Source organism: Skermanella sp. TT6 (assembly GCF_016653635.2).
GTDB lineage: Bacteria > Pseudomonadota > Alphaproteobacteria > Azospirillales > Azospirillaceae > Skermanella > Skermanella cutis.
In genome coordinates, this window is record NZ_CP067420.1 from 2994849 (window position 1) to 3021181 (window position 26333).

The window sequence follows — 26333 nt, forward strand, 5'->3', positions numbered from 1 at the left end:
CGGCAGACTCCGCTACGCCGTGGTCATAAAGTCGGACATCAGCCGGTTGAACTCCCCGGCCTTCTCCATGTGGACCATGTGACCGGCCCCGTCGAGGACATGGCGCCGGGCCTCGCCGACCGCCTCGGCGTGCCGGGCCGGGATGATCCGGTCCACGGCTCCCCACACCGCCTGGACCGGCGCCGTCACCTGCCCCAGCCTGCCGGCCAGGACATGGGCCTGCCGTCCGCCCGCGAAGGCCGCGTCGGCGATCGACCGGAGCGCGCCACCGACCCCGTCCAGCCGCTTGTACTTCAGCAGTTCCTCGACCATGTCGCGGCTGACCAGCGACGGGTCGGCGAACAGCATCTCGAGGACCGACTTCATCTCCTTTCGCCGCTCGGCGGCGATGAAGCCCTCGATATAGTCCAGGTTGACCTCCTCGCCGAGGCCGGCGGAGCAGACCAGGGTGACCGAGGCGACCCGCGAAGGCTCCTCCGCCGCCAGGTGCAGCGCCACGGCGCCGCCCATGGAATGCCCGGCCAAGTGCGTCCGCTGGATGCCGAGCGCGTTCAGGAAGTCCCGCACCACGCCCGCCAGTTCCGGCACGCCGCCCCGGCCCCCGCTCTTCTCCGACCCGCCGTGCCCCGGCAGGTCCAGCGCATAGACGGGACGGTCCTCCGCCAGCGCCGGCTGGTTGAACTGCCAATTGTTCAGGTCGCCGCCGAACCCGTGGATCAGCACCAGGGGCGCCGCCCCGTCCGCACCTTCGCCCATCATCAGGTACCGCAGCCGCCGCCCGCCGGCCTCGACGAACCGCGGCTCCGGCCCCGACGCCTCGCCGGCTTCCGCGGCCTCCACCGCGAACTCCTCCTGGAAGCGCGCGACGAAGGCATCGATGTCGGCGTCGGGCACAGCCGGGTCGGCGACCACCCCCAGCAGGGCTCCGACCGGAACCGTCTGCCCGGCCTCGACGGTACGGCGGCGCAGGGTGCCGGCGATCGGGGATTCATAGACGTTGGTGATCTTGGTCGTCTCGATCTCCAGGATCTCGTCCCCCTCCCCGACGGTGGCGCCTTCCTCGGCCAGCCACGCCGTGACGGCACCCTCGGTCATCGCCAGGCCCCATTTGGGCATGGCCAGGGCCTTGATCTCGTTTGTCATCGACTGAAGTCCTCATTGCAGGCAAACACCGCCGGCCGGCGCGGAATCCCGCCGGCCGGCTCCATACCTTCCGGTCACGCCATGACGTGGCGGACGGCCTCCGCGATCCGGTCCGGCGACGGGATGTAGGCATCCTCCAGTTCCGGCGCGAAGGGCACCGGCACGTGCGGCGGGGTCACCATGCGGATCGGCGCCTTCAGCGCCTTGAAGGCGTTCTGGGCGACCAGCGCCGAGACGTCGGCCGCCATCCCGCAGCGCGGGCTGGCCTCGTCCACCACCACCAGGCGGCCGGTATCCTCGACCGCCTCGATGATGGTGTCCTCGTCCAATGGGGAGGTCGTGCGCGGGTCGATCACCGTGCAGGCGATGCCCTCCTTCTCCAGCAGGTCGGCGGCCTTGTTGGCGAAGCCGACCATGCGGCCGAATGCGACGATCGTGACGTCGTCTCCCTCGCGGGTCAGGTTCGCCTCGCCGAACGGGATCGTGTAGGGCTCGTCGGGCACCTCCTCGATCTCGTCGTACATGACCTTGTGCTCCAGGAAGATCACCGGATCATTGTCGCGGATCGACTGGATCAGCAGCCCCTTCGCCTCGTAGGCCGAAGACGGCACCACGACCTTCAGCCCCGGAATGTGGGTGAAGACGGGATAAAGGCATTGGCTGTGCTGGCTGGCGGCGCGGAACCCGGCCCCGTACATGGTCCGGATCACGACCGGCGTGACCGCCTTGCCGCCGAACATGTAGCGGAACTTGGCCGCCTGGTTGAAGATCTGGTCGAAGCAGACGCCCATGAAATCCACGAACATCAGCTCGGCCACCGGTCGCAGCCCGGTCGCGGCGGCGCCCACGGCGGCGCCGATGAAGGCGCTCTCGGTGATCGGGGTGTCCAGCACCCGGTCGCGTCCGAACTCCGGCATCAGCCCCTTGGTCACGCCCAGCACGCCGCCCCAGGCATCGTCCTCGCCGGGAGCGCCCATGCCGCCCACGTTGTCCTCTCCCATCACGATGACGGTCGGGTCGCGCCGCATCTCCTGGGCAAGCGCCTCGTTGATGGCCTGGCGGTATGACTTCTTCGACATGATGGCAGCCTCCTCAATACGAGACGTAGACGTCGGTCAGCAGCCGGTCCGCCGCCGGCGGCGGGGCCGCCTTGGATTCCATCACGGACCGGTCGATCAGGGACTTCACCTCGCCCTCGATCTCGTCGAGCTGCGTCGGTTCCAGCAGCCCGGCCTCGGTCACGCGCTTGCGGAAGATCCTCAGCGGGTCGCGCTCGCGCCGCGCCGTCTCGACCTCGCCGGGCGCGCGGTAGGTCATGGCGTCGCCCTCGAAATGGCCGTAATAGCGGGTCAGCCTGACATGCAGCAGGCTGGGTCCGCCGCCGTCCCTTGCCCGGCCGATCGCCTCGCCGGCGGCTTGGTGGATCGCGAAGAAGTCGTTGCCATCCAGTTCGTAGGAGGGAATGTCGAAAGCGGCCGCCCGCTTCGACTGGCTGCCGGCCACCGACCAGACGCTGGCGGTCGCCTCGGCATAGCCGTTGTCCTCCACCACGAAGATGACCGGCAGGTTCCAGACCTTGGCGAGGTTGTAGCTTTCCAGCGTGGTGCCCTGGTTGGACGCGCCGTCGCCGACGAAGGCCACGGCGACGCCGCCGGTCTTCAGGGTCTTCGCGGTCAGGGCCGCGCCGCAGACCAGCGGCGGGCCGCCGCCGACGATGCCGTTGGCGCCCATCATGCCGCGCGACAGGTCGGCGATATGCATGGAGCCGCCCTTGCCGCCGCACAGCCCGTCGCCCCGGCCGAAGATCTCCTTCATCATGGCGACGACGTCGCAGCCCTTGGCGATGCAGTGGCCGTGGCCGCGGTGAGTGCTGGCGATGTTGTCGCGGTCGTCCAGGTGCATGCACACGCCGACGGCGGAAGCCTCCTCGCCGGCATAGAGATGGACGAAGCCGGGGATGCCGCCTTCGGAAAACTCGGTATGCACACGCTCCTCGAACTCGCGGATCGTGCACATCTTGCGATAGCTCTGGAGTAGCTCTTCGCGATTGAGCTGCATGTCTGCTCCTCCCTCGGGTGCGGACCCTTGTGAACCGGGTCCATGGCGAGGGAAGAGCAACCGCCGTGCCATAGGGCCAAGTTATTGGCCGGAAAGGGCTTTCGGCTGGAACCCAGGCGCCGGTGCGACGCCTGTTGCTACAGGCTTGCGACAGGTGTCGCAGGCACGTTTCAGGAGTCGAGCGTCTTCGGCACCCATTGGCGGGCGAAGTCCAGCATGGCGGCTCGGTGCTCCTCCAGGAACTGCATCTGGAGCGCCACGAGATCAACCGGCGACCGCACCTTGGAGAACTCCTCCATGAACCGGGCGTTGATCTCCATCGACTGGCGCAGATAGGCGTTGACGCCGCCGAGCGTCGGCACCACGCCCCCGCCGGAGGTCGCCGCCTTCATCGCGGCCTGGAAATTGTGCGCGGCATCTCCTGCCATCGCCTCGGCTTCGTGGACGACCTGCTCGGCGAGGCTCGCCAGCCTGTCAACGTCCTGGTTCACGCCCAGTTCCTTGGCCATCGCCGCCGTCGCCTCGGCCTCGGAAGCGGCGGTCCCGGGTTCCGGAACGTCAGCCTCGGTCGCGGGAGGGGCGGCCTCGGGAGCCGGTTCGACCGGTGCCGCTTCCACTACCGGAGCGGCTTCGGCGACCGCCGCTTCGGGCTCGGCCGCGGTGTGCGAAGCGGTTTCCACCGGGTCCGTCACCACGTCGGGCGCGTTCGCAGCACTTTTCGCGCGGGATCGCACGGCGGTCTTCCGGGCCGGGGTGGCAGGCTTGGCATCGGATCTGGCAGTCTGACTGCCGGTCCGCCTTGGAGGATTCTTGGTGGCAACCATCGCTTGATCCGCTCCAGCAGAATTGCATTGCCTCCATCGTGCGATATCTTTTGCTGCTACGCAACATCGATACGCCGGAAGCATTCTGACAGAACGCCGCAACGGCTTATAACTAAAGGTTGTATATCGGAGTCGAGGTTGCCATCCGGGAGCGCCGGGTCCCGCCTTTCGGACAGGACCCGGCCTGCGGTCCGATCGCCTCCGTTGCCCCTCAGACCCTGCGCCGGCCCGCGACGGCGTTATAGATCCAGAGCACGACGACGGCCCCGACCACGGCGACGATCAGGCTCCAGATGTTGAAGCCCGTGACCCCGGTCCCGCCTACCGCGCTGAACAGGATGCCGCCGACGAAGGCTCCGACGATGCCGAGAACCAGGTTGGTGACGAGGCCGGACCCGGAGCCGTGCATGATCTTGCTGGCGATCCAGCCTGCGATGAGTCCCAGAATGATCCAAGCGATGATCGACATTTTTCCCCCTGTGAATTGATCACAGGTTCAACAAACACAAGCGAAACCCGTTCAACGCAGACACGTGCCTTCCGAAGAATCCGGTCAGATCGCCGCGTCGGACGGCAGCAGTTCGGTGATCCAGCCCGGCACGATCCGGGCCAGATCAAGGGCGGACGCCCCAGCCTCTCCGTCATCCATGGCATCCCCGCGTTCCAGGAAAGCCTGGAGCGCCGCGCCGATGCGGCCGCCCGGGTCTTCCGGCACGGCATACCGGGCCGGGTCTCCGCCGAACGGGTCGGGCATGGAGACCGGTCCGATCGCCAAGCGGGGAGCGTGGAAGACGAACCGGGCGTTCTCGCCGGCCGCCCGGCTGCGTCCCGCCGCGAAGATGGCGGTGCAGGCCGAGGCGCACTGGGTATAGCCGGCGACCACCGTCCCGACCGCGCCATGCTCCCGCACCGCTTCGCGCACTCGATCGGCGGCACCGGCGTAGCCGCCTGGGCTGTCCAGCACCAAACGGACAGGCTCCCCGCGGTGCGCCTCGATGAAGGCGACGATCTCACGGCCCGCGCGATGGGTAAGCCCGCCGGAAACGAACAGGTCGGTGTGCCTCGCGCCCACCGCCGCATCGGTCACGTCCCCGACCGCGTCGGCCAGATGGTCCGACAGGGCGATGCCCGCGGCGGCCGCCAGGACGACCGCCGCCCGCATCATCACGCCCCACCCGCCCAAATTTGCAATCATGCCGACTGAACCTTGTTTTCCCAGGCCGTAGGGGTCAATGGATAGCCAGCCTCAGCAAGGGAGACCAGACCATGAAGTACGCTTTGGGGGATGTCCGGGTTCAGACCGAAGGCGATGCCTGGTGGATCGCGCCCAACGCCACCGTCATCGGCAACGTGATCATGAAGCGCAACGCCAGCGTCTGGTGGAACGCGGTGATCCGCGGCGACAACGAGCCGATCACGATCGGCGAGAACTCCAACATCCAGGACGGCTGCGTGCTGCACACCGATCCCGGCTTCCCGATGGACATCGGCTCGGACGTCACGATCGGCCATATGGTCATGCTGCACGGCTGCACGATCGGCGACGGTTCCCTGGTCGGGATCGGCAGCATCGTCCTGAACGGCGCGAAGATCGGCAGGAACTGCCTGATCGGAGCCAACAGCCTCGTCACCGAAGGCAAGGAGATCCCTGACAATTCGATGGTGGTCGGTTCTCCCGGCAAGGTGATTCGGCAACTCACCGAGGAGCAGATCGCCGAGATGCGCAAGGGCGCCGATCGCTACGTCGCAAACTGGCAGAGGTTCAAGCAACAACTGGTGGCAGACAACTGAATCCGGGCTTCCGAAAGCCCGTGCCTGCGGATCTGTTTGCGCCGCACGAGCTCAGCCGACTGTGCGGCCCGTTGGACAGCGCCCCGCCGGCACGGGCACCGAGGGGACATCCTGCGCTGCGTGTCCTTCCTCGGCCCGGCGCCGGCGGTCCTGGTCGGGCTGCCGATCATGGCCCAGGCCCATGTCCGGCCGTTCACCCTGCTGGCCTGGTGATCCGAAAGTAAGGGGCGCCGCCGCTCTTCCGGAGCCGACGGCGCCCCACCCTCTTCCAGCACCGCCCCGCAAGGGTTTATCATGCCGTTCCGGGAGGTACGGATGATGGACCACCGTGACGCTCTGGCACCCTTGATCGAGCTGATCGGCGTCTTCGCCGTCTCGGCGGCCAGCCCCTTGACCGCGGCCGCCATCTTCGTCCTGGCCCTGTGCCTCAGCCGCTATCCCCGCTACCTGGCGCTCGCCGCCGCCATCGGGATCTCGGACGGCGCCCTGGGCGAAATGGCCGGCGTCACCACCATCGGAATGATCCTCGCGGCCCTGACCGGTGCCGCCGCGACCCTCCTGCAAGCCTGGTGCTTCTGGCCGGTCGTGTCCGCCATGAAGAGCGCCGGGAACGCCGTCATCAGGCTGGTGTCGGGCCGAAGCCCGGATGCGGGCGAACCGCCGCCTTGAGGTCGGAGTTCCACCTTACGAAGGTCGGGGAGAAACGGTCCCGACGCACGCGGGCGGTCCATAAAGAAAACGGGCCGCCCCGGCGTGGGGCGGCCCGCTCCTTACCATGGTGCAGCCTGTCGTCAGCCGCGTGTCTCGCTCTGCACTTTCTTGCCCTGGTCGGCGACGGAGTCGCTGGCCGGAGCCTGAGCGGAGTGGGTCGTGTGCGAAGGGCAGGCACTGGCGACCCCAGCCGTCAGAAGAGCCCAGATGCCGAACAGCGCGGCAATGACCGGCTTCGCTCCATGAGACATTGGATCACCTCCTTTCCGTTGTTTGCAGATGCCACGAAGGTTGGCACATCCGCAGCCCACGTCAAGCCGCTTGTTGCGGGACAGGCCCCCTCCGAAGCGGCGAAGCACCCCTATTCGCCTTCCGCCCGCAGCAAGCCGCCCTCCACCACCGCCGCCTGACGGCACCGGTCCTCCAGGATCACGCGGCCGGCATCGATATAGACCGCGGCCTCCGGCGTCCCGTCCGTCAGGCTGATCAACAACATCGGCCGGTCCGCGACGACGCAGAAGTCGATGATGTACCGGCGGTCCCGCCCTGTCCCGAGCAGCAGGCTGCGGAATTCCCCGCAGCCCGCCACGATCTCGGCCGACCAGCGCGACGGCGGATCTCCCGGCACCGATCTGAGCCGAAGCATCTTCCGGATCTACTTGCGGAGCGCATAGACCCAGACGACGCCGCCCTGGGGAACGTCCAGCGTCGCGTAGCCGAGCTGGGCCAGCTTCTCCTGCTTGCGCTGGGCATCGACGCCCCAGCCGGACTGGACGGCGACGTACTGGACCCCGTCCACCTCGTAGGATACCGGTACGCCCGTCACGCCGGAGTTGGTCCGCGTCTCCCACAGCTTGTCGCCGGTCTTGGCGTCGAACGCCCGGAAGTATCGGTCGTTGGTGCCGCCCATGAAGACCAGGCCGCCGCCGGTCGTCAGCACCGGCCCCCAGTTCTGGGACTTCTCGAACTTCTGGGTCCAGACCTTCTCCCCGGTGTCCAGGTTCCAGGCCTGGAGTTCGCCGATATGGTCGGCTCCGGGATGGACGGTCATGCCGATGTCGGAGATGGCGACGCCGATATAGAGCTGGCCGGGCTCGTACTCGGTCTGCCTGCCTTCCAGGTAACCGCACAGGTTCTCGTTGGCCGGGATGTACATCAGCCGGGTCTGCGGGTTGTAGGCGACCGGCGGCCAGTCCTTGCCGCCCCACAGCGACGGGCAGAAATCCGCCCGCTTGCCGGTGCCCGGGACCTTGGTCTCGTCATAGGTCGGCCGCCCCGTCTTGGGATCGAGGCTCTTGAACACGTTCTGACGGACGAAGGGCTTGGCGTCGATGAACTTGATCTCGTCCCCCGACCGCTCCAGCGTCCAGAGGTATCCGTTGCGGCCGGCATGGACGAGGCTCTTGTAGGTCCGGCCATCGCGCTGGACGTCCACCAGGATCGGGGCCGCCACCTCGTCCCAGTCCCACGCCTCGTTCCAGTGGTACTGGTGCGCCGACTTCATCTTGCCGGTCTCCACGTCGATCGCGACGACGGAGTTCGCCCACTTGTTGTCGCCCGCCCGCTGGTCGGCCATCCAGGGCGCCGCGTTGCCGGTCCCCCAATAGGACAGGCCGGTGGCCGGGTCGTAGCTGCCGGTGATCCAGACCGGGGCGCCGCCGGTCTTCCAGGTCTCGCCGGCCCATGTCTCGTGTCCCGGCTCGCCCGGTCCCGGGATGGTACTGGTCTTCCAGGCGGGCTCGCCCGTCTCCGCGTCATAGGCCGCCAGGAAGCCCCGGATGCCGAACTCGCCGCCGGACATGCCGACCATCACCTTCCCCTTGGCGGCAAGCGGCGCCATGGTGATGTAGTAGCCCGCCTGGTAGTCCTCGACCGGCTGCTCCCACACCACCTTGCCGGTCTTGGCGTCCAGCGCCACGATGAAGGCGTCCACGGTGCCGACATAGACCTTGTCGCCCAGCAGCGCCACGCCCCGGTTGGTCGGGTGGAGCTGGGTCAGGTCCTCCGGCAGTTCGCGCTTGTAGCGCCACAGCAGGTCGCCGGTCTTGGCGTCCAGCGCGATCACCTGCGCCTGGGGCGTGGTGATGAACATCACGCCGTTGTTGACCACCGGCGGCGACTGGTGGCCCTCGTTCACCCCGGTCGAGAAGCTCCAGACCGGCACCATGTCCTTGACGTTGCCGGCGTTCACCTGCGAGAGCGGGCTGTAGCCCCAGCTGTCGTAGGTCCGGCGGTACTGCAGCCAGTTGGCATCCTCCGGCTTCTCCAGCCGCTCCTGGGTGACCGGGGCGTAACTGTCCAGCGGCCCTGCGGCCGGCGCCGTCACCGGGGCCGCCATCAACGCCACCGCGGCGATGCCTCTCGCCAACATCCTCTTGTCCATGCTTTCCTCCCAGCGGTTGTTTTTCTTTGGCGTCGCTTGTCCTCAGGCCGACGTCGCGGCGCCCACCTTGCCGATGAAAGCCGCCGCCACGACCAGCCCCTCGGGACCGTTCTCCAGCGGCAGCAGCGCCAGGCGGCGGGGTGCGGGGCCGCCGACCACCTTGCCGCCGGCGCGCGGGTCGAACTTGGAATGGTGGCAGGGGCACTCAAGGATCTTCTCTTCCCCGTGCCAGCCGGAGACGTCGCAGCCGGCATGGCTGCAGACGGCGGAGAAGGCGACGATGCCGTCGGCGGCGTGCTTCCGTGTCTCCTCGTCCAGGTCGGCGGGATCCAGCCGGATCAGCATCACCTTGTTGAGCCGGGAGCCGTCGCGGACCGTCTCCGACCCGGGGTCCTGGCCATAGGCCATGACCTGCTGCCGGCCCTGCTGGATGTCCTTGTCGCCGATCGGCTCGCCCTTGCGGTCGCCTGAGGCGAAGACCAGGCGGTCTCCCGGCTGGGGCCTCGATTTGCGCGGGTCCCCCTGGGCCATGGCGTCCGTCGATCCGCCAATCGGCGCCAGGTGGAGCGCCACTCCGGCGCACAGCGCCGCCTTCAGGATGGTCCGGCGCTCGGTGTCGACTTCAGGCTCCTGATGATCCACGTGGCAGTTTCCCCTGTATCTTTTTTCGGGCGGTCGGCCCTCATCCGGGAAATCGGTGCGGCGCAGGTTGCACCGCACCGTGAGGAGGAGACGTCGGACCGTCACATCGATTGATGCGTGGAATGGATCAGCAATGGGCGTGCCAATCATGTCCGGCGGGAAAACTCAAGGTTCCAGGCGGGCTCGGCGTCTCATACCGTTACACGTGTCACATAGCATTCGTCACAAGTAGAGACGTCTTATATTGCAGTGCGGAAGAATGGACTTTTACGAGCATTGCCTCCAAACTCCGTTCGTGCTCTAGCCCCAGTTTATTTATTGAGGTAGCCTGACCCGAAGACGAGAATGCCGGAAAACCGGCGTCACGGATTGGGGGGAAGATGATCGCGCCCGGATCAACCGCGAGCGACCATATCGACCGCATCATGGCTTGGGTTGACGGAGCCCCCGCGCCGACCAGCCCGCCGCCCCACGGCATCATCGCCGATTCCTGGAAGCGCTGCGTGCTGAAGCACCGGCTCGACCCGGCCACCGTCAACGCCCCCAATGTCCTGACCCCGCCCGAGTTGCGCGACCATGTCGAGCCGGTCGGGGAGTTCCTGGGCTTCGCCCGGGAAAGCCTGCTCGGCCTCCATGCCCAACTCGCGGCGTCCGGCTACGTCGTCCTGCTGGCGGATCGGGACGGCGTCACGATCGAGCGGTTCGGCAGCCTGCCGATCGAGGGACGCATGGCACGGGCCGGGCTGGAACGCGGCGCCGTCTGGGCGGAGGATTGCGAAGGCACCAACGGGGTCGGCACCTGCCTCGCGTCAGGCCAGCCGGTCCTGGTCCACCGCTTCGACCATTTCGCGGTCCGGCACACCGGGCTGACCTGCTCCGTGGCACCGATCCTGGGTCCGGTCGGGGAACTCCTGGCCGCCCTCGACGTCTCGTCGCTGACCGCGCCGGCGGGCGGACAGTTCCAGTCGCTGGTTCACGGCTTCGTCATGTCCGCCGCGCGCCAGATCGAGGACACCTGGTTCCTGGCCCGGACGCGGGAGAACTGCGTGCTCGCCCTCGCCCGCTCGCCGGAAATGGCGGGGATCGAGACGGACGCCATGATCGCGGTCGATCCTGCGGGCACCGTCGTCGGCATCAACGGCGGCGCGCGCAAGCTGTTCGCCGGAAGGGACCTGATCGGCGTCCGGCTCGACGCCGTGCTCGAGACGTCGCTGGACCGGCTGGCTGCGGGGACCGCCCTGGTCCGCCAGTCGGGCACGGAGCGGCGCTGGGCGATCAGCCTCCGGCCGCCCCTGGCGGCACAGCGGCTGCCGTCGCGCCGCGCTCCCGCCAGGTCTTCGGCCCCGGCACGCCCGACCCGGCACTTGCCGCTCGACGAACTGGCCGGAGGCGACCCCCAGATGCAGGCCCATGTCCGCCGCATCCGCCGCTTCGTAGACTGCGACCTGCCGATCCTGATGGGCGGCGAGACCGGCACCGGTAAGGAGGCGTTCGCCCGCGCGATCCATGATGCCAGCGCCCGCGCCGCCCGGCCGTTCGTCGGGATCAACTGCGCGGCACTGCCGGAAAGCCTGATCGAGAGCGAGCTGTTCGGCTACGCCGAGGGCGCCTTCACCGGGGCGCGGCGGGACGGCATGCGCGGCAAGCTGCTCCAGGCCGACGGCGGCACCCTGTTCCTGGACGAGATCGGCGACATGCCGCTCGCCGCCCAGACGCGCCTGCTGCGCGTCCTGGCGGAGCGGGAGGTGATCCCGCTGGGAGGGGACCGGGCGATTCCGCTGGACCTCCACGTGATCTGCGCAAGCCATCACGACCTGGAGGCCCTGGTCGCCTCCGGCGCCTTCCGGGCCGACCTTTTCTACCGGCTGAACGGACTGCGCATCACCCTCCCGCCCCTCCGGGACCGAACCGACAAGGCGGAGCTGATCGACCGAGCCCTGGAACTGGAGACCGCGGGTCTGGCCGCCACGCCCCGCCTGACGCCGGAGGCCCGGTCCCTGCTGCTGGACCACGACTGGCCGGGCAACATCCGCCAGCTCCGGACGGTCGTGCGCGCGGCGGTGATAGGCTGCGAGGACGGGCTGATCCGGTGCGACGACCTGCCCCTCGCAATGCCGCGCTTCGCCGGCGCGACCTCCCCCGCCTGCCCGGCGGCCTGCCCGGAAGCGGAAAGGCTCCAGGCGATCCTGCGCAGCCACAAATGGTGCGTGGCCGATGCCGCCCGAAGCCTCAACGTCAGCCGGATGACGCTCTATCGGCGCATGGCCAAGTTCGGCGTCGTGCCGCCGAACCAGCTCTGAGGCGCCGGCTCCGGCCGATCAACCGAACCGGCCGGTCACGTACTCCTCGGTGCGCTTCTGCTTGGGGGCGGTGAACAGGTCCTCGGTCACACCGTACTCGATCAGTTCGCCCAGATACATGAAGGCCGTAAAGTCGGACGCGCGCGCCGCCTGCTGCATGTTGTGGGTGACGATGCAGATGCAGTAGTCGGCCTTCAGCTCGTCGATCAGTTCCTCGATCTTGGACGTCGAGATCGGGTCCAGCGCCGAGGCGGGCTCGTCCATAAGGAGCACCGACGGATTGACCGCGACGGCGCGGGCGATGCACAGGCGCTGCTGCTGGCCGCCCGACAGGCTCAGGCCGCTCTGGTTCAGCTTGTCCTTCACTTCGGTCCACAAGGCCGCCCGGCGCAGCGCCTGCTCGACCCGGCCGTCCATCTCGTCGCGCGGCAGCTTCTCGTAGAGCCGGATGCCGAAGGCGATGTTGTCGTAGATGCTGAGCGGGAACGGCGTCGGCTTCTGGAAAACCATGCCGATCTTCGCCCGCAGCAGGTTCAGGTCGATGCCCGGTCCCAGGATGTTCTCGCCGTCCAGCAGCACCTCCCCGACCGCCCGCTGCTTCGGGTACAGGTCGTAGATCCGGTTGAGGATGCGCAGCAAAGTTGACTTGCCGCAGCCGGACGGGCCGATGAACGCCGTGACCTTCCGATCGTACAGGGGAAGGGATATGTTCTTGAGCGCCTCGTAGTCCCCGTAGAAGAAGCTGAGGTTCCTGACGGAGATCTTCTCGGCCATCTTGCCGTCCGACGCCACGCCGGCCGGCATGGACTCGACCGGCACCTGGCGCCCGGCCGTGGCGGTGAAGCGGGCTTCTTGCATGGTCAGCGTCCCTTCGATCCGAGTCCCGCGAGCACGCGGGCGGTGATGTTGATGATGAGGATCGTGACGGTGATCAGCAGGGCGCCTGCCCAGGCCAACTGCTGCCAGTCCTCGTAAGGGCTGAGGGCGAAGCGGAAGATGACGACCGGGAGGTTCGCCATCGGCGCGTTCATGTCGGTGCTCCAGAACTGGTTGCTGAGCGACGTGAACAGCAGCGGCGCCGTCTCGCCGCTGATCCGCGCGACCGCCAGCAGCACGCCGGTGATCATGCCGTTCCGCGCGGCGCGGTAGGCGATCATCACGATCACCTTCCATTGCGGGGCCCCAAGCGCCGCCGCGGCCTCCCGCAGGCTGGCGGGCACCAGGTTCAGCATGTCCTCGGTCGTGCGGACCACGACCGGTATCACGATGACCGACAGGGCGACGGCGCCCGCCCAGGCCGAGAAATGGCCCATGGGGGCGACCATGACGCCGTAGATGAAGAGGCCGATGATGATCGACGGCGCGCTCAGCAGGATGTCGTTGATGAATCGGATGACCTGCCCGAGCAGGTTGCCGCGGGAGTACTCCGCCAGATAGGTGCCGGCCAGGATCCCGACCGGCGTGCCGATCAGGGTCGCCAGCAGGGTCATCACGACGCTGCCGTAGATCGCGTTGATCAGGCCGCCTGGGACTCCGGGGGGCGGCGTGCTGAGCGTGAAGATGCTGGGCGCCAGCGCGGTCAGCCCGTTGTAGAACAGCGTCCAGAGGATCGCGACCAGCCAGAAGATGCCGAAGGCCGCCGCGGCCATCGACAGGCCGAGCGCCACCCGGTTGGTGAGTTGGCGCCGTGCATAGATGTTCATGTCGGTCAGCCTCCCGCCCGCTTCTGCATGCGCAGCAGCATGATCTTGGCCAGCGCCAGCACGGTGAAGGTGATGAAGAAGAGGATCAGGCCCAGGGCGATCAGCGACGAGATGTAGAGTTCGCCGACCGCCTCGTTGAACTCGTTGGCTATCGCGGCGGAAATCGTCGTGCCCGGCGCCATCAGCGAATTGCCGATGCGATGGGCGTTGCCGACCACGAAGGTCACGGCCATCGTCTCGCCGAGCGCCCGGCCCAGGCCCAGCATGACGCCGCCGACCACGCCGACGCGGGTATAGGGCAGGACGACCTTCCAGACCACCTCCCAGGTGGTGGCGCCCAGGCCGTAGGCGGACTCCTTGACCATGGGAGGCACGGTCTCGAACACGTCGCGCATGATCGAGGTGATGAACGGCAGCACCATGATCCCGAGGATCAGCCCGGCGGTGAAGATGCCGATCCCGAAGGGTGGGCCGGAGAACAGGTTGCCGATCACCGGGACCTGGCCGATGGTGCCGATCAGGAACGGCTGGAGGGTCTGTTGGAAGACTGGAGCAAAGACGAACAGCCCCCAGATGCCGTAGATGATGCTGGGAATGCCGGCCAGCAGCTCGATCGCGATGCCGACCGGACGCTTCAGCCACGGCGGCGCCAGTTCGGTGAGGAACACGGCGATGCCGAAGCTGATGGGGATGCCGACCGCCATGGCGATCAGGGCTGTCATCAGCGTTCCGTAGATCGGAGCCAGCGCGCCGAAGCGTTCGGTGACGGGGTTCCAGACCTCCGTGGTGGCGAATCCGAACCCGAAGGCGCCGAGCGCCGGAAGGGCGCCCTGCACCAGGGAGACGAAAACGCCGCCTAGGATCACCAGGACAAGCAGGGCGAAGAACGCCGTGGCGGACTTGAATGCCTTGTCCAGAATGCTCTGGCGTTTGGCCTGGCTGCCGCTGAGGATGCGGCCCTGGGCCCTGATGGCGGTGTCGGTCATCTTTTTCGCGTCCAGGTCGGCGTTCTCGTTACCGCTTGCCGCCGGTCCACAGGGGCTCGCCGTTCACCTGGGCGAAGTCCTCGGTCCAGGTCTGCTCGACCATCTGGACGACGTTGTCGGGCATCGGAACATAGTCCAGCTCGTCCGCCATCTGCTTGCCGTTGACATAGGCCCAGTCGAAGAACTGGAGAGCCGACCGGGCAGCGGCGGGGTCCTGCGGCTGACGGTGCATCAGGATGAAGCTGGCGCCGGTGATCGGCCAGCTCTGGGGGCCTGGCTGGTTGGTCAGGATGACGTAGTAGCCCGGGCTGGAACTCCAGTCGGCGGACGCGGCAGCGGCCTGGAAGCTCTGGCTGCTCGGCTCGACCCATTCGCCGCTCTGGCTCTGCAGGAGCGCGTTGGTCATGTTGTTCTGCTTGGCGTAAGCGTATTCCACATAACCGATTGCGCCGCGGGTCTGCCCGGTCTGGGCCGCCACGCCTTCGTTGCCGCGGGCGCCGAGCCCGGTCGGCCACTGGACCGACGTGGCGCTGCCCACCTGCTGCTTGAAGTCGTCGCTGACCTGGTTCAGGTAGTTGGTGAACAGGAAGTTGGTGCCCGACCCGTCGGAGCGGTAGACCGGGGCGATCGCCAGGCTGGGAAGCTGAAGGTCGGGATTGAGCGCCTTGATGGCATCGTCGTCCCAGCTCGTGATCTCGCCCAGATAGATATTGGCGAGGGTCGGCCCGTCGAGCTTGAGCTGGCCGGGCTGAACGCCCGGAATGTTCACGACCGGAACCACGCCGCCCATGATCATCGGGAACTGGACCAAGCCGGCCTGCTCGAGCTCCTCAGGCTTCAGCGGACTGTCGGAGGCGCCGAAGGTTACGGTCCGCTCCCTGATCTGGCGGATGCCGCCGCCCGAGCCGATCGCCTGATAGTTGATGCTGGTACCGGTCTCCTGCTGATAGGCCTGCGCCCAGCGGGAATAGACCGGAAACGGGAAGGTGGCGCCGGCGCCGGAGATATTCTGCGCATATGCCGAAGACCCAAGCACGATGCCGGCAAGCCCGGCTATTGCGCTGCGGATGACGGTCTTGCTGATGATGCTCATCAAATCCTCTCGCTCATCATGAAGGTCATAGGCATTCGGGTTCATAACAAATTTCGAGCAATAACCGACCACCCCAAAGCAGTGTTAACCAAAACTTCATATGGTATTTTATATTTATTTAGAACACCCAAACTGCGTGGATGCGAAACTGCTATAGGCCGGAACCGCATCTATTCCGGCATGGACGATTACGGCGAATGACCAGCCCTGCCCGTGATCTCGATACCGGCCGGCGCGAACCTAGCAGATCGACCGATGACCGCCATAGCCCACTGGCGCTACTCTTCCCTTCATGATTAACCCTTAAGAAAGAATATGCGCTACACTCTCCGGCATGTGCGGCCGGCACCATGCCGGAGAACGGAGGGTGTCGATGCGCAGGGAAGGCGCTCACGGGGTGCCCTGGCGGAACCTGCTGGTCCTGGCGGTCTGGAGCGTGGCAGCGTCGACCCTCGGCGGCGTCCTCGTCCTGGCCGGAATGCCCCATGGTGCGGCGATCGCGGCATCGCTCGGCGGTACCACCGCGGTCGCATGCCTGGGCGCCGCCGTCATCTGGATCGTTCGCCGACGACAGCCCTGTCCGCCGGCCCCCGATGCTCCGGCAGTGCCGTTCCGGGAGCGCTTCGACGATCTGCGGGAGCGGGTCCGGAATACGCTCGGCGCCCTGAACAGCAGCCTGGGCCGGATCGCGAAGGCGACGCAGGCCACGCAGGACATCGCGGCGCGAACCAATCTCCTTGCTCTCGACAGCATGATCCAAACCGCACGCCATGCCCAGTCCGGCAAGGGTTTCGCCCCCGCGGCCTCGGCGGCCCGGAGCATCGCCGGCGAGACCCGGCACTCCATGGTCGAGATCGGCAATCACATACGGGAGATCAACGACCTGTCGGCCAGCGTATCGGCAACCATGGACGAGGTCGACACCGTCGTTTCCGACATGCAGGACATGGTGGACGGCATCGTTTCGGACAGGAGCAAGGTCGTCCGTCTCGCCGACTGGACCGGCCGGCGTATCGCCCCCGCCGCCGCGACCGAGCCGTCACCGCCGTGACGGATCGCGGCGAAGGAAGTCTGTCAAAAAAGAGATCACCGCGATTATTCGGCATTGTATGATCAAAGCCGATGTCACGAACGGGGCAGCGGCGCGATGGGCAAGGCCAGTGGGGGCACGGACCGGAATGGCCAGCCTTTCGATGTCCGACGAGAGCAGGTCTCGCTGGTCGTGAAGCAACTTCCCCTTGTCCTGTTCGCGAACCTGGCCAACCCCGTTCTGGTCGTACTGGTCCTCTCACCGGCGGTGAGGCCGGGCCATGCCATCCTGTGGGCAGGCCTGCTGATCGGCCTGACCGGCCTCCGTTTCGCGCAACTGAACTGGCTGGGGCGCGACGCGGCGGTGCGCCTCGAACCCGACCGGATGGTTCCCAGGCTCGCCCTCGCGTCCGGCGTGTCCGGCTTCATCTGGGGGTTCGGCCTGGTCTTGCTCATGCCCGAGCCGCTGATCTACCGGATGTTCGTCGCCTTCGTGCTGGGCGGTATGGCCGCCGGCGCGGTCGCGACCCTCTCGCCGCTGATGCCGGTGGTGACGGCGTTCCTGCTGCCGTGCATGCTGCCCCTGGTCGTCCGCCTGGCTGTGGAAGGCAGCAACGTCAATCTCGGCATGGCGGCGCTCGGGCTGGTATTCACATGCGGCCTGTGGACCGCCGCGTGGAAGCTGAACCGGTGGATCCGCGAGATGCTGCTGCTCAGGCTCGACAAGGTCCATCTCGCCGACGAGCTTTCGTCCGTTCTCGGCACCCTGGAGCGCCAGGTAGAACAGCGCACCGCCGACCTCCGCATAGCCCGCGACGAGGCCGACCGCGCCAATCAGGCCAAGACACGGTTCCTGGCCGCCGCAAGCCACGACATGGGGCAGCCCTTCCAGGCGATGCGGCTGTTCATCGACCTGCTCGACAAGAGGTTCGCCGGAACGCCCGATCATGAGCTGGTGCGCAACCTGATGAAGGCCCACCAGTCCGGCGAGCGGATGCTGGCGGGCCTCCTGGACCTGTCGAGGCTGGAGAGCGGGGCGGTCCAGGCCCGTCCCGCCTCCTTCGCCCTGGACGAACTGCTCGAGCGGTTGGGCGACGAGTTCCGCCCGCTCGCCGGCAACCGCGGCCTGACACTCACGGTCCGCCGGTGCGACGGGGCGATCCTCAGCGACCCGGTGCTGCTGCACCAGATCATCGCCAACCTGCTGGCGAACGCGGTACGCTACACGGCCGAGGGAAGGATCCTTCTGGCCTGCCGCCGCCGCGGCGGGCATATCCGCATCGAGGTCTGGGACACCGGCATCGGCATTCCCGCCGACCGGCTGGAGGACATCTTCGAGGAATTCCGGCGCATCGACCAGATGGAGCAGGCGGACTTCCGAGGGGTCGGCCTGGGCCTCTCGATCGTCCGGCGGACCGCGGCCCTGCTCGATCACCCGGTGTCCGTCTGCTCCCGGCCCGATCATGGATCGATGTTCGCGATCACTGTCCCCATGGATATGGCGGAGGTGCCCAAGCCTCCGCCATAAGTCGTTCGCGCCGTTGGACGAACCCGTGCCTTAGCGGACAGGCCCCTTGTCTATGTCGACCTCGGTGCGGCGAACCGTGTCCGAGATGGTCTTTTCCCGCTCCTCGACATCCTTGCGGACGACCACTTCCCCGGTGACCTGGGTCTGCTTGCTGACGACCGCTTCCTCGTCGGTCTCCCGAAGCTCGACGACGCGCTCCTGGAAGTCGGCGTCGGTCGCCTGTCGGTTCGGATCCACCGCGCGTCGATCCACATGGACGGTCTCGTCGCGGAGCCGCACGGACTCCTCCACCGGGGTCTCGACCACGTAGCTGCGGACCCGGACGCCGCCGCGCTCCACCGCCCGCTTGCCGATCCGGAGTTCCTCCTCGGCGATCGGGATCACCTCTTCCTGCTCGGCGGTGCCGGTCCGGCGGTCGATGTCGGCGGACTCGTTCACGTCCCGCAGGCCGCTCGCGGCGGCCGAAAGCCCGGTATCGGAGGTCTGGCCGCCGGAGGCGAATGCCGTCCGGTCCGTCACCGTGTCGGCGTCACCGGCGCCCAGACCGGCGCCGTCACGCATGTCCACCGGACCGTGGTTGTCCAGGATGTCCACGGCGCGCTGAAGGTCCGCCTCGTCCACGGTCCCTACCAGAAGCGGATAGCCCTTTTCCACGCCGCGCATGTAATGGCGGATATCGCCACCGTCGACGCGGCGGCGAACCAGTTCGCTCTCGACGTCACCCTGGTCGCGGTCGAGCATCTGGCCATCATGCAGGTCCACGCCCGAATTGCGCAGTTCCTGCTGCACGGTGCCAATGACGTCCCGATCCCGGAACATCGTCACGATGGTGTAGCGAGCCATGTTCGGCGTCCTCTTTATGGTTCATTGAAGTCCTGCCGTGCCCCGATCCGTCACCGGGCCGAGGCATCGATGGACCGTCAACAGATGCAATCGCCAGATCGTCTCTAACACACGGCAAGATTGCTTGATTTGATGTCGCGGAGCGGGCGGTCAGTAGGCCCGCCGGCCGCGAAGCAGGAAGGCGAGCCCGATCGGCAGCGCCAGCAGTGTCAGGGCGGCCAACGGAACGCCGCCGTTGTTGTAGCCCTTCCGCCAGCCGCCATGGACGCCCTGCCCGTCCCGCATGGGTTCGAACAGCGTTCCGGTCGTCTCGTCGCTCGGCTCGTCCGCGAGGAAGCCATAGTTCAGCGCCCGGCCGTTGATCCGGGTCATCAGGGACGGAGCGAGCCGCTTCTGGATAGCGGCGACCTTGCCGATCCCGCCGATGATCACTTCGGCGCGCGGATGCTCGACCAGCCCGACCACGGTCCGCGCCACCTTTTCCGGCGTATAGACCGGCGGAGCGGCGCGCACGCGATGATGGCTGAAGTTGGCGGCGTGGTGGAAGAAAGGCGTGTCGATCACCGATGGCAGGATCGTGCAGATGTGGATATCGTGCTGATCAAGCACTTCCTGCCTCAAGGCTTCGGAGAAGCCCCTGACCGCGAACTTGCTGGTGGCGTAGGCCGTCGAGTCGGGCTTCGCCAGCCGGCCGACGATCGAGGCATTGTTGATCAGCACGCCGTGGCCTTGGGCGCGGAACTGGCGCATCGCCGCCTTGGCGCCATGGACATAGCCGAACAGGTTCGTCTCGATCACCCGGCGCCAGACGTCGGACGGGATATCCTCGAACCTGCCGAAGACCCCGACCCCGGCATTGTTGAACCAGACGTCGATCCGGCCGAAATGCTCCAGCGCCCTCGAAGCCAGTCTCTCGACCTGGTCCTCATCGGTCGTGTCGGTCGGCACAGCCAGGGCACTTCCCCCCAGGTCGAGGCATTCGCGCTCCACCTCGCGCAGCATTTCCGCGCGCCGCGCGGCCAGTACCACCGTCGCACCCTGTCGGGCGAAGGCATGGGCCGTCGCGCGTCCAATACCGCTCGAAGCTCCCGTGATCACGACGACGGGAAAGTCGGGATGTGAAGGCATTGGAAAAACCCTTCGATGTTATCGGTTGCCAGGAAAGCATCGCAACAGCGTGCGCTGCAATGCAGCATGGGCCGACAACAGGGCTCCTTATGGCTTGGTTCCGATCTTGAATATCACAGGCAATCGGCGCGCCGGAGACGATACAGGTTGAACCTCGCATAGGGATTCACGTTCCGGTCCGGCCGGGAATAGACGTGGTCCACCTCGCCGCGCCTGACGACCAGACCGCCGATCCCGATGACCGCCGCACCCGGATCGACCGGCGGCTCGGCCACGTTGGTCACGAGGTAGCAGACATCCATTTCTTCCAGGTATCCACCCAGGGAACCGGACCGCAGCCGCCGGGCGTAGTCGTAGCTGTTCACCAGGCCGTCGCCGTTTATCAGGGTCCGGTCGGCGAAATAGCCGACGAACCCGCTGCCGTCGATCTGGTATATCCGGGCGGCGGCGGGGACTGAAAGATGGATGGCTCGGATCAGTTCGGCGCTGGCGAGCTGGTCTGCGCGGAAACCGGCATAATACTGGACGCGGCCGGCAAGGTTGAGCGCCAGGAAGAGCGCCGCCAGTCCCAGCGCGAGGTCCCAGGATGTCCCGGAACGCTCCCGGCCGGTCCGGAACGGCTGGCAGGCCACCACGACAAGGCCGAGGAACGGGACGACGAAGTACCAGCTTCGGACATCGACGAGGACGAGCAATGGCATGAAGAAAGCCAGGACCGAAGCCACCACGGCCGTGCGCCGCATCATCTGTTCGCGGGTCTCCGCCCCGGTGATGGTGACCAGGCAGCAGGCGAGCAACAGGGCCAAGCAGCCGAAGCGTGCCAGCTGCCCGGACGACGCGAAGATATTGTCCCTGATATGGGCGATCAGGCCGGTGTCATGGGTATCCGCGCTGACCTTCAGGAACGAGGACACCGAATAGAACTCGCCGAATATCCCCTTCATCAATGCGAACTGAGCGACGCAGCCGGTCGCGACCGCCAAGGCCAGGACGATGCCGGCCCGCCGTCGGCGGATCAGCAGGTACAGGACCAGGACCGCCATGATGACGGCGGCGTCGATCCGGACGAGCGGGACGAGACCGGCCGGCAGGACCATCGGAATCGGGACCGGAGCCCGCTCGTCATCCTCGGCTAGGAAGGATCTGAAAAGGATCGCCAGGAGCAGTGCCAGCAGTCCCGTTTCCATCAATGCGCTGGAGGTCAGCAGCAGGGCCGCGACCGCGACCGCCGCGACCGGCCGCCGCGCGGCTTCCCAGCTCGCCAGCAGGATCAGGCTGTAGAAAGCCGCGAGATGGGCGAACAGATGGACCGCGATCAAGGGCGTGACGAGGCCGACTGTCCAGCTGATCGCCGCGAGCAGCCATCCCCAGAGCAGATGATAGCCGCTGGTGACCGACACCCCGTCGAAACTGGAGAGGCCGTGGACACCGATGTTGTAGGCGATCCTGCTGTAGAAATAGCCGTCGTCTTCCACGAAGCCGTTCGGGAAGACGCTTGCCGCATTGAGGGCGAAAGCCGCCAGAACCAGCCCGAGGGCCGGGATGAACAGATAAGGTCGCAAACTCCCGGCCGATCCTGGTTCCGTGCGGTGAAGTCCGGGGCGAAACAGCCACAGCCCCGCCGGTTGGTCAACCCGGAACCAATGGAAAGAGCTCCCCCGCCCAGGCGGGGGAGCCCCAAAAAAAAACGGCTCGCGTCGTTCAGCCTATGGTCGGCGGCTTAGAACGGGATCTCGTCGTCCAGATCCTGGTCGAAAGCCGGCTTGCTGCCGCCACGGCTGCCGCCGCCCGAGCCGCCCCGGTCGCCGCCGCCATAACCGCCGCCGCCGCCACCTCCGCCGTAGCCGCCGCCACCCTCGTAGCCGCCTCCGCCGCCTTCACCCTGCTTGCTGCCGAGGTCCATCTCGGCGACGCGGACGGAAAGCTTGGAGCCGGGGGTGCCGTCGCGGCGCTGGAACTCCTCCAGCTTCAGTTCGCCGCTGACCACGACCTTGTCGCCCTTCTTTACATAGTTGGCGACCGATTCGGCACGCCTGCCCCACATGGAGCAGTCGACCCACTGGGTCGTCTTGCGGTCGCCGAACCCGACGTCGTTGGCCACCCGGAAGCTCAGCACCTTCTCGCCGCTCTGGGTGGTCCTCAATTCCGCATCGGCGCCGACGCGGCCGCTGAATGTCCATACGTTCATGGTCTCTCTAACTCCTGATCCGCCGGTGGCGCGGTGATGTCCATACCGTAGGCGGGAGAGGTCCGGAACGCAACGGCCGGCCTCGTCTCTCCCGTTCCGCCCCCGGCCGCCCGATCCGCGTCCCGGGATTCGCACCTCAGATCTGCCGAGCCGGGAGTCGCAATTCGCTCCCGCATCGCACATATGTCTGTGGTTTGTCGCTTCCCCTCGACCGGTCTTCCTGGTAAGAACATCTCATGAACAAATCTATCACGGTCCGCGGCGCGCGGGAACATAATTTGAAGAACATCGACGTGGATCTGCCGCGCGACAAGCTGGTGGTGATCACCGGCCTGAGCGGGTCCGGCAAATCCTCGCTGGCGTTCGACACCATCTACGCCGAGGGGCAGCGACGTTATGTCGAAAGCCTGTCGGCCTACGCGCGCCAGTTCCTGGAGTTGATGCAGAAGCCGGACGTGGACTCGATCGAGGGGCTGTCGCCCGCGATCTCGATCGAGCAGAAGACCACGTCGCGGAACCCGCGCTCCACCGTCGGCACCGTGACCGAGATCTACGACTATATGCGGCTGCTGTTCGCCCGAGTCGGGGTCCCCTACTCGCCCGCGACCGGCCTGCCGATCGAAAGCCAGACGGTCAGCCAGATGGTCGACCGGATCATGGACATGCCGGAGGGGACGCGCCTGCTGCTGCTGGCCCCGATCGTGCGCGGGCGCAAGGGCGAGTACCGCAAGGAACTCCAGGACCTGTCCAAGCGCGGCTACCAGCGCGTGAAGATCGACGGGGAGCTGTACGAGATCGACGAGGCTCCTGCCCTCAACAAGAAGCTGAAGCACGACATCGAGGTGGTCGTCGACCGGATCGTCGTGCGCGAGGGGCTGGGCAACCGGATCGCCGACTCGCTGGAACAGGCCCTGGGCCTGGCCGACGGCCTCGCCTTCGCGGAGAACGCGGACGGCGGCGAGCGGACCACCTTCTCCGCCAAGTTCGCCTGTCCCGAGAGCGGCTTCACCATCCCGGAGATCGAGCCGCGGCTGTTCTCGTTCAACAACCCGTTCGGCGCCTGCCCGTCGTGCGACGGGTTGGGCGAGAAACTGTATTTCGACCCGCTGATGGTCGTGCCGAACGACGAACTGTCCCTCGACAAGGGCGCCATCGCGCCCTGGGCCAACTCGACCTCGCAGTACTACGCCCAGACGCTGGAAAGCTTGGCGCGCCACTACAAGGTCTCGACCGCCAAGCCCTGGAAGGACCTGCCCGAGGACGTCCGGCAGGCCATCCTCTACGGCTCCGGCGGCAAGCCGGTGACCATGCGCTATGACGACGGGCTGCGCAGCTACGAGACCAACAAGGCGTTCGAGGGGATCGTCAACAACCTGGAGCGGCGCTGGCGGGAGACGGAAAGCGCCTGGGTCAAGGAGGAGCTGGGCAAGTACCAGTCCAGCCAGCCGTGCGAGGCCTGCAAGGGCGCCCGCCTGAAGCCGGAGGCGCTGGCCGTCAAGATCCGCGGCCTGCACATCAGCCAGGTCGCCGAGATGTCGATCCTGAAGGCCGGCGAATGGTTCGGCGAACTGAACCAGCACCTCCGCCCCAAGGACCAGGAGATCGCCTACCGGATCCTGAAGGAGATCAACGAGCGGCTGGGCTTCCTCAACAATGTCGGACTCGACTATCTGACGCTCAGCCGCAACTCGGGCTCGCTGTCCGGCGGCGAGAGCCAGCGGATCCGGCTCGCCTCCCAGATCGGCTCGGGACTGACGGGCGTCCTGTACGTGCTGGACGAGCCGTCGATCGGGCTGCACCAGCGCGACAACGACCGGCTGCTGGAGACCCTGCGCCGGCTCCGCGACATCGGCAACACCGTGATCGTGGTCGAGCACGACGAGGACGCGATCCGGGCCGCCGACTACCTCGTGGACATGGGGCCGGCCGCTGGCGTCCATGGCGGCCAGGTGATCGCCGCAGGCACACCCGAGGAGGTGATGCAGAACCCCGACAGCATCACCGCCGACTACCTGACCGGCCGCAAGGCGGTCCCGGTGCCGGCCCAGCGGCGCAAGGGCCACAAGGGCCAGTTCCTGGAAGTCGTCGGCGCACGGTCGAACAACCTCCGCGATATTTCCACGAAGATCCCGCTCGGCACCTTCACCTGCGTCACCGGCGTGTCGGGCGGCGGCAAGAGCACGCTGGTGATCGAGACACTCTACAAGTCGCTCGCGCGCAAGCTGAACGGCGCGCGGGAACATCCGGCTGAACATGATGCGATCAACGGCATCGAGCACCTGGACAAGGTGATCGACATCGACCAGTCGCCGATCGGGCGGACGCCGCGGTCCAACCCGGCGACATATACCGGCGCCTTCACGCCGATCCGCGACTGGTTCGCCGGGCTGCCGGAGGCGAAGGCCCGCGGCTACGGCCCCGGCCGGTTCTCGTTCAACGTCAAGGGCGGCCGGTGCGAGGCCTGCCAGGGCGACGGCGTGCTGAAGATCGAGATGCACTTCCTGCCCGACGTCTATGTCACCTGCGATGTCTGCCACGGCAAGCGTTACAACCGCGAGACGCTGGAGATCCTGTACCGCGACAAGAGCATCGCCGACGTGCTGGACATGACGGTCGAGGAAGGCGCCGAGTTCTTCAAGGCGGTGCCGTCGATCCGCGACAAGATGCAGACCCTGGAACGGGTCGGCCTTGGCTACATCCATGTCGGGCAGGCGGCGACCACGCTGTCCGGCGGCGAGGCCCAGCGGGTCAAGCTGGCCAAGGAACTGAGCCGCCGCGCGACCGGCCGCACCCTCTACATCCTGGACGAACCGACCACCGGCCTGCATTTCGAGGACGTGCGGAAGCTCCTGGAAGTGCTTCACGCCTTGGTCGACCAAGGCAACACCGTCGTGGTGATCGAGCACAACTTGGAAGTCATCAAGACCGCGGACTGGATCATCGACCTCGGCCCGGAGGGCGGCACCGGCGGCGGCGACATCGTCGCCGAGGGCCCGCCCGAGAAGGTCGTGCGGGAGGAGCGCAGCTACACCGGCCGATACCTGGCGCCCTACCTGCCGGCGCCGGTCGGCAAGTCACGGAAGTCGGCGTAGTCGGCCGCTTCGCCAACCTCCTCGCAAGCCGCCGCCGGCACGCCGTCCACATGCTCGACATGGGCGGCGCCGGCGGCGCCCGGCATACCGGCGCCCGAGGGAATAGGCACCATCAGGCGGCGCTTCTTGGGGCGCACCACCTTGCGCGACACGCCGGCATAGATCTGCTTGCTGGCTTCCAGCAGATAGACGCCGGCGAAGGCCTTGAACCAGCGCTCTCCGATCTCCTCCCAGGCCGGGGCCGACCCGAGCAGGAAGCGGGAGCGGATCGGCGGGATGAACAGGGCGCGGGCCGAGCGTTCCGGGACGAACATGTTCTCCCGAAGGACATGCTTCAGCTGGGACGGCGAATAGGGGCTGCCGTGGCCGAACGGCGTCCGGTCGATCCGCGCCCAGATGCCGCGTCGATTCGGCGCCACCACCAGCAGCCGGCCGCCCCCGGCCATGACGCGCCAGATCTCGCGCATCATGGGGCGGAGTTGTTCGGTGCATTCCAGGCCGTGGACCAGCAGCACCCGGTCGACCGACATGTCCGGCAGCGGCAGTTCCGCCTCGTCGGCGAGCGCGGACAGCCCCGGGCCCTCGGCCGGCCAATAGACGACGCCCTGCGACGCCGGCATCAGGGCTATGGTGCGCTCCGCCTCGTCCCGGAAGGGGCGCAGGTACGGGGCGGCATAGCCAACGCCCAGGACCACCTGGCCGCGGACGTCCGGCCACAGCTCGCGGACGCGCCGGCGGATCATCCGCCGGGCTACCTGTCCCAGGCTGCTCTCGTAAAACTCGCGCAGATCAATGGCGTCGGTATACATTGTGACCGGAGTCTAACACGAAACAACAGCCGGGGTCATGCCCGGGGCTTTGCCTGACCCACGGCCATGGGGTAACCTCTTC

General features: G+C 67.1%; 25 protein-coding genes. 6 read left to right on the forward strand and 19 right to left on the reverse strand.

The features are described 5' to 3' along the window. Positions 1 to 12 precede the first annotated feature (12 nt). From IGS68_RS14145 to IGS68_RS14170, 6 genes are all read right to left on the reverse strand, one after another. Positions 13 to 1143, reverse strand: coding sequence for an acetoin dehydrogenase dihydrolipoyllysine-residue acetyltransferase subunit (locus IGS68_RS14145; RefSeq protein WP_201069899.1), 1131 nt, complete (start codon positions 1141 to 1143; stop codon positions 13 to 15). Between the two features lie 74 nt (positions 1144 to 1217). Then, entirely contained in the window at positions 1218 to 2222 is a 1005-nt protein-coding gene (locus IGS68_RS14150; RefSeq protein WP_201069902.1) for an alpha-ketoacid dehydrogenase subunit beta, read from the reverse strand. Between the two features lie 13 nt (positions 2223 to 2235). Then, positions 2236 to 3201, reverse strand: a complete 966-nt coding sequence (locus tag IGS68_RS14155; protein ID WP_201069905.1) for a thiamine pyrophosphate-dependent dehydrogenase E1 component subunit alpha — start codon at positions 3199 to 3201, stop codon at positions 2236 to 2238. Positions 3202 to 3371: 170 nt separating this feature from the next. Beyond that, complete coding sequence (locus IGS68_RS14160) at positions 3372 to 3935, reverse strand: hypothetical protein (protein WP_201069908.1); 564 nt, start codon at positions 3933 to 3935, stop codon at positions 3372 to 3374. Positions 3936 to 4236: 301 nt separating this feature from the next. After that, entirely contained in the window at positions 4237 to 4494 is a 258-nt protein-coding gene (locus tag IGS68_RS14165) for a GlsB/YeaQ/YmgE family stress response membrane protein (RefSeq protein ID WP_201069911.1), read from the reverse strand. A gap of 84 nt (positions 4495 to 4578) precedes the next feature. Continuing rightward, complete coding sequence (locus IGS68_RS14170) at positions 4579 to 5220, reverse strand: ATP-dependent Clp protease proteolytic subunit (protein ID WP_201069913.1); 642 nt, start codon at positions 5218 to 5220, stop codon at positions 4579 to 4581. Between the two features lie 71 nt (positions 5221 to 5291). Here IGS68_RS14170 and IGS68_RS14175 point away from each other — a divergent pair, with 71 nt between their 5' ends. Together IGS68_RS14175 and IGS68_RS14180 are read left to right on the forward strand one after the other, a co-directional pair. Beyond that, positions 5292 to 5816 carry a gamma carbonic anhydrase family protein gene (locus IGS68_RS14175; RefSeq protein WP_201069915.1) on the forward strand — a complete coding sequence of 175 codons (525 nt, stop codon included), beginning with the start codon at positions 5292 to 5294 and terminating at the stop codon, positions 5814 to 5816. Positions 5817 to 6131: 315 nt separating this feature from the next. Continuing rightward, on the forward strand, positions 6132 to 6485 hold the full coding sequence (locus IGS68_RS14180; RefSeq protein WP_201069918.1) for a hypothetical protein: 354 nt from the start codon (positions 6132 to 6134) through the stop codon (positions 6483 to 6485). Positions 6486 to 6607: 122 nt separating this feature from the next. On the opposite strand, the gene IGS68_RS14185 is transcribed toward IGS68_RS14180, so the two are convergent. From IGS68_RS14185 to IGS68_RS14200, 4 genes are all read right to left on the reverse strand, one after another. Continuing rightward, positions 6608 to 6778: a hypothetical protein gene (locus tag IGS68_RS14185; RefSeq protein ID WP_201069921.1), complete on the reverse strand. Its 171-nt coding sequence runs from the start codon at positions 6776 to 6778 to the stop codon at positions 6608 to 6610. A gap of 110 nt (positions 6779 to 6888) precedes the next feature. Continuing rightward, the gene (locus tag IGS68_RS14190) at positions 6889 to 7173 is read right to left on the reverse strand and encodes a hypothetical protein (protein WP_201069924.1); all 285 of its coding nucleotides are present in this window, start codon (positions 7171 to 7173) and stop codon (positions 6889 to 6891) included. Positions 7174 to 7182: 9 nt separating this feature from the next. Further along, positions 7183 to 8910: a methanol/ethanol family PQQ-dependent dehydrogenase gene (locus IGS68_RS14195; protein ID WP_201069927.1), complete on the reverse strand. Its 1728-nt coding sequence runs from the start codon at positions 8908 to 8910 to the stop codon at positions 7183 to 7185. 42 nt (positions 8911 to 8952) lie between these two features. After that, complete coding sequence (locus tag IGS68_RS14200) at positions 8953 to 9552, reverse strand: QcrA and Rieske domain-containing protein (RefSeq protein WP_201069930.1); 600 nt, start codon at positions 9550 to 9552, stop codon at positions 8953 to 8955. Positions 9553 to 9932: 380 nt separating this feature from the next. Between IGS68_RS14200 and IGS68_RS14205 the strand changes: the two genes are divergently transcribed. Further along, a complete protein-coding gene (locus IGS68_RS14205) occupies positions 9933 to 11852 on the forward strand; it encodes a sigma-54-dependent Fis family transcriptional regulator (RefSeq protein ID WP_201069933.1) in 1920 nt (639 codons plus the stop codon). An 18-nt stretch (positions 11853 to 11870) separates the two neighbouring features. On the opposite strand, the gene pstB is transcribed toward IGS68_RS14205, so the two are convergent. Genes pstB through pstS form a run of 4 tightly spaced genes read right to left on the reverse strand, consistent with a single transcriptional unit; the run spans position 11871 to position 15634 of the window. After that, positions 11871 to 12710: a phosphate ABC transporter ATP-binding protein PstB gene (gene pstB / locus IGS68_RS14210; protein ID WP_459559313.1), complete on the reverse strand. Its 840-nt coding sequence runs from the start codon at positions 12708 to 12710 to the stop codon at positions 11871 to 11873. A 2-nt stretch (positions 12711 to 12712) separates the two neighbouring features. After that, on the reverse strand, positions 12713 to 13555 hold the full coding sequence (pstA, locus tag IGS68_RS14215) for a phosphate ABC transporter permease PstA (protein ID WP_201069936.1): 843 nt from the start codon (positions 13553 to 13555) through the stop codon (positions 12713 to 12715). A gap of 5 nt (positions 13556 to 13560) precedes the next feature. Further along, positions 13561 to 14541: a phosphate ABC transporter permease subunit PstC gene (pstC, locus tag IGS68_RS14220; protein WP_201069939.1), complete on the reverse strand. Its 981-nt coding sequence runs from the start codon at positions 14539 to 14541 to the stop codon at positions 13561 to 13563. Positions 14542 to 14569: 28 nt separating this feature from the next. Further along, positions 14570 to 15634: a phosphate ABC transporter substrate-binding protein PstS gene (pstS, locus tag IGS68_RS14225; protein ID WP_201069942.1), complete on the reverse strand. Its 1065-nt coding sequence runs from the start codon at positions 15632 to 15634 to the stop codon at positions 14570 to 14572. A 373-nt stretch (positions 15635 to 16007) separates the two neighbouring features. Here pstS and IGS68_RS14230 point away from each other — a divergent pair, with 373 nt between their 5' ends. Together IGS68_RS14230 and IGS68_RS14235 are read left to right on the forward strand one after the other, a co-directional pair. Continuing rightward, entirely contained in the window at positions 16008 to 16685 is a 678-nt protein-coding gene (locus IGS68_RS14230; protein ID WP_201069946.1) for a methyl-accepting chemotaxis protein, read from the forward strand. A gap of 171 nt (positions 16686 to 16856) precedes the next feature. After that, positions 16857 to 18191, forward strand: coding sequence for a sensor histidine kinase (locus tag IGS68_RS14235; RefSeq protein WP_201069948.1), 1335 nt, complete (start codon positions 16857 to 16859; stop codon positions 18189 to 18191). A 30-nt stretch (positions 18192 to 18221) separates the two neighbouring features. Here the strand turns inward: IGS68_RS14235 and IGS68_RS14240 are convergent, their stop codons facing one another. From IGS68_RS14240 to IGS68_RS14255, 4 genes are all read right to left on the reverse strand, one after another. Beyond that, a complete protein-coding gene (locus IGS68_RS14240; RefSeq protein ID WP_201069950.1) occupies positions 18222 to 19034 on the reverse strand; it encodes a YsnF/AvaK domain-containing protein in 813 nt (270 codons plus the stop codon). Positions 19035 to 19184: 150 nt separating this feature from the next. After that, on the reverse strand, positions 19185 to 20162 hold the full coding sequence (locus IGS68_RS14245; RefSeq protein WP_201069952.1) for an SDR family oxidoreductase: 978 nt from the start codon (positions 20160 to 20162) through the stop codon (positions 19185 to 19187). Between the two features lie 113 nt (positions 20163 to 20275). Beyond that, positions 20276 to 21724 (reverse strand): hypothetical protein, encoded by a 1449-nt coding sequence (locus IGS68_RS14250; RefSeq protein ID WP_201069954.1) that lies wholly within the window; start codon positions 21722 to 21724, stop codon positions 20276 to 20278. A gap of 158 nt (positions 21725 to 21882) precedes the next feature. Beyond that, complete coding sequence (locus IGS68_RS14255; protein ID WP_201069956.1) at positions 21883 to 22350, reverse strand: single-stranded DNA-binding protein; 468 nt, start codon at positions 22348 to 22350, stop codon at positions 21883 to 21885. 236 nt (positions 22351 to 22586) lie between these two features. On the opposite strand from IGS68_RS14255, the gene uvrA reads away from it, so the two are divergent. Beyond that, complete coding sequence (uvrA, locus tag IGS68_RS14260; protein WP_201069959.1) at positions 22587 to 25442, forward strand: excinuclease ABC subunit UvrA; 2856 nt, start codon at positions 22587 to 22589, stop codon at positions 25440 to 25442. Here the strand turns inward: uvrA and IGS68_RS14265 are convergent. Then, the gene (locus IGS68_RS14265; RefSeq protein ID WP_201069962.1) at positions 25400 to 26251 is read right to left on the reverse strand and encodes a class I SAM-dependent methyltransferase; all 852 of its coding nucleotides are present in this window, start codon (positions 26249 to 26251) and stop codon (positions 25400 to 25402) included. The genes uvrA and IGS68_RS14265 overlap by 43 nt on opposite strands. Between the last annotated feature and the right edge of the window lie 82 nt (positions 26252 to 26333).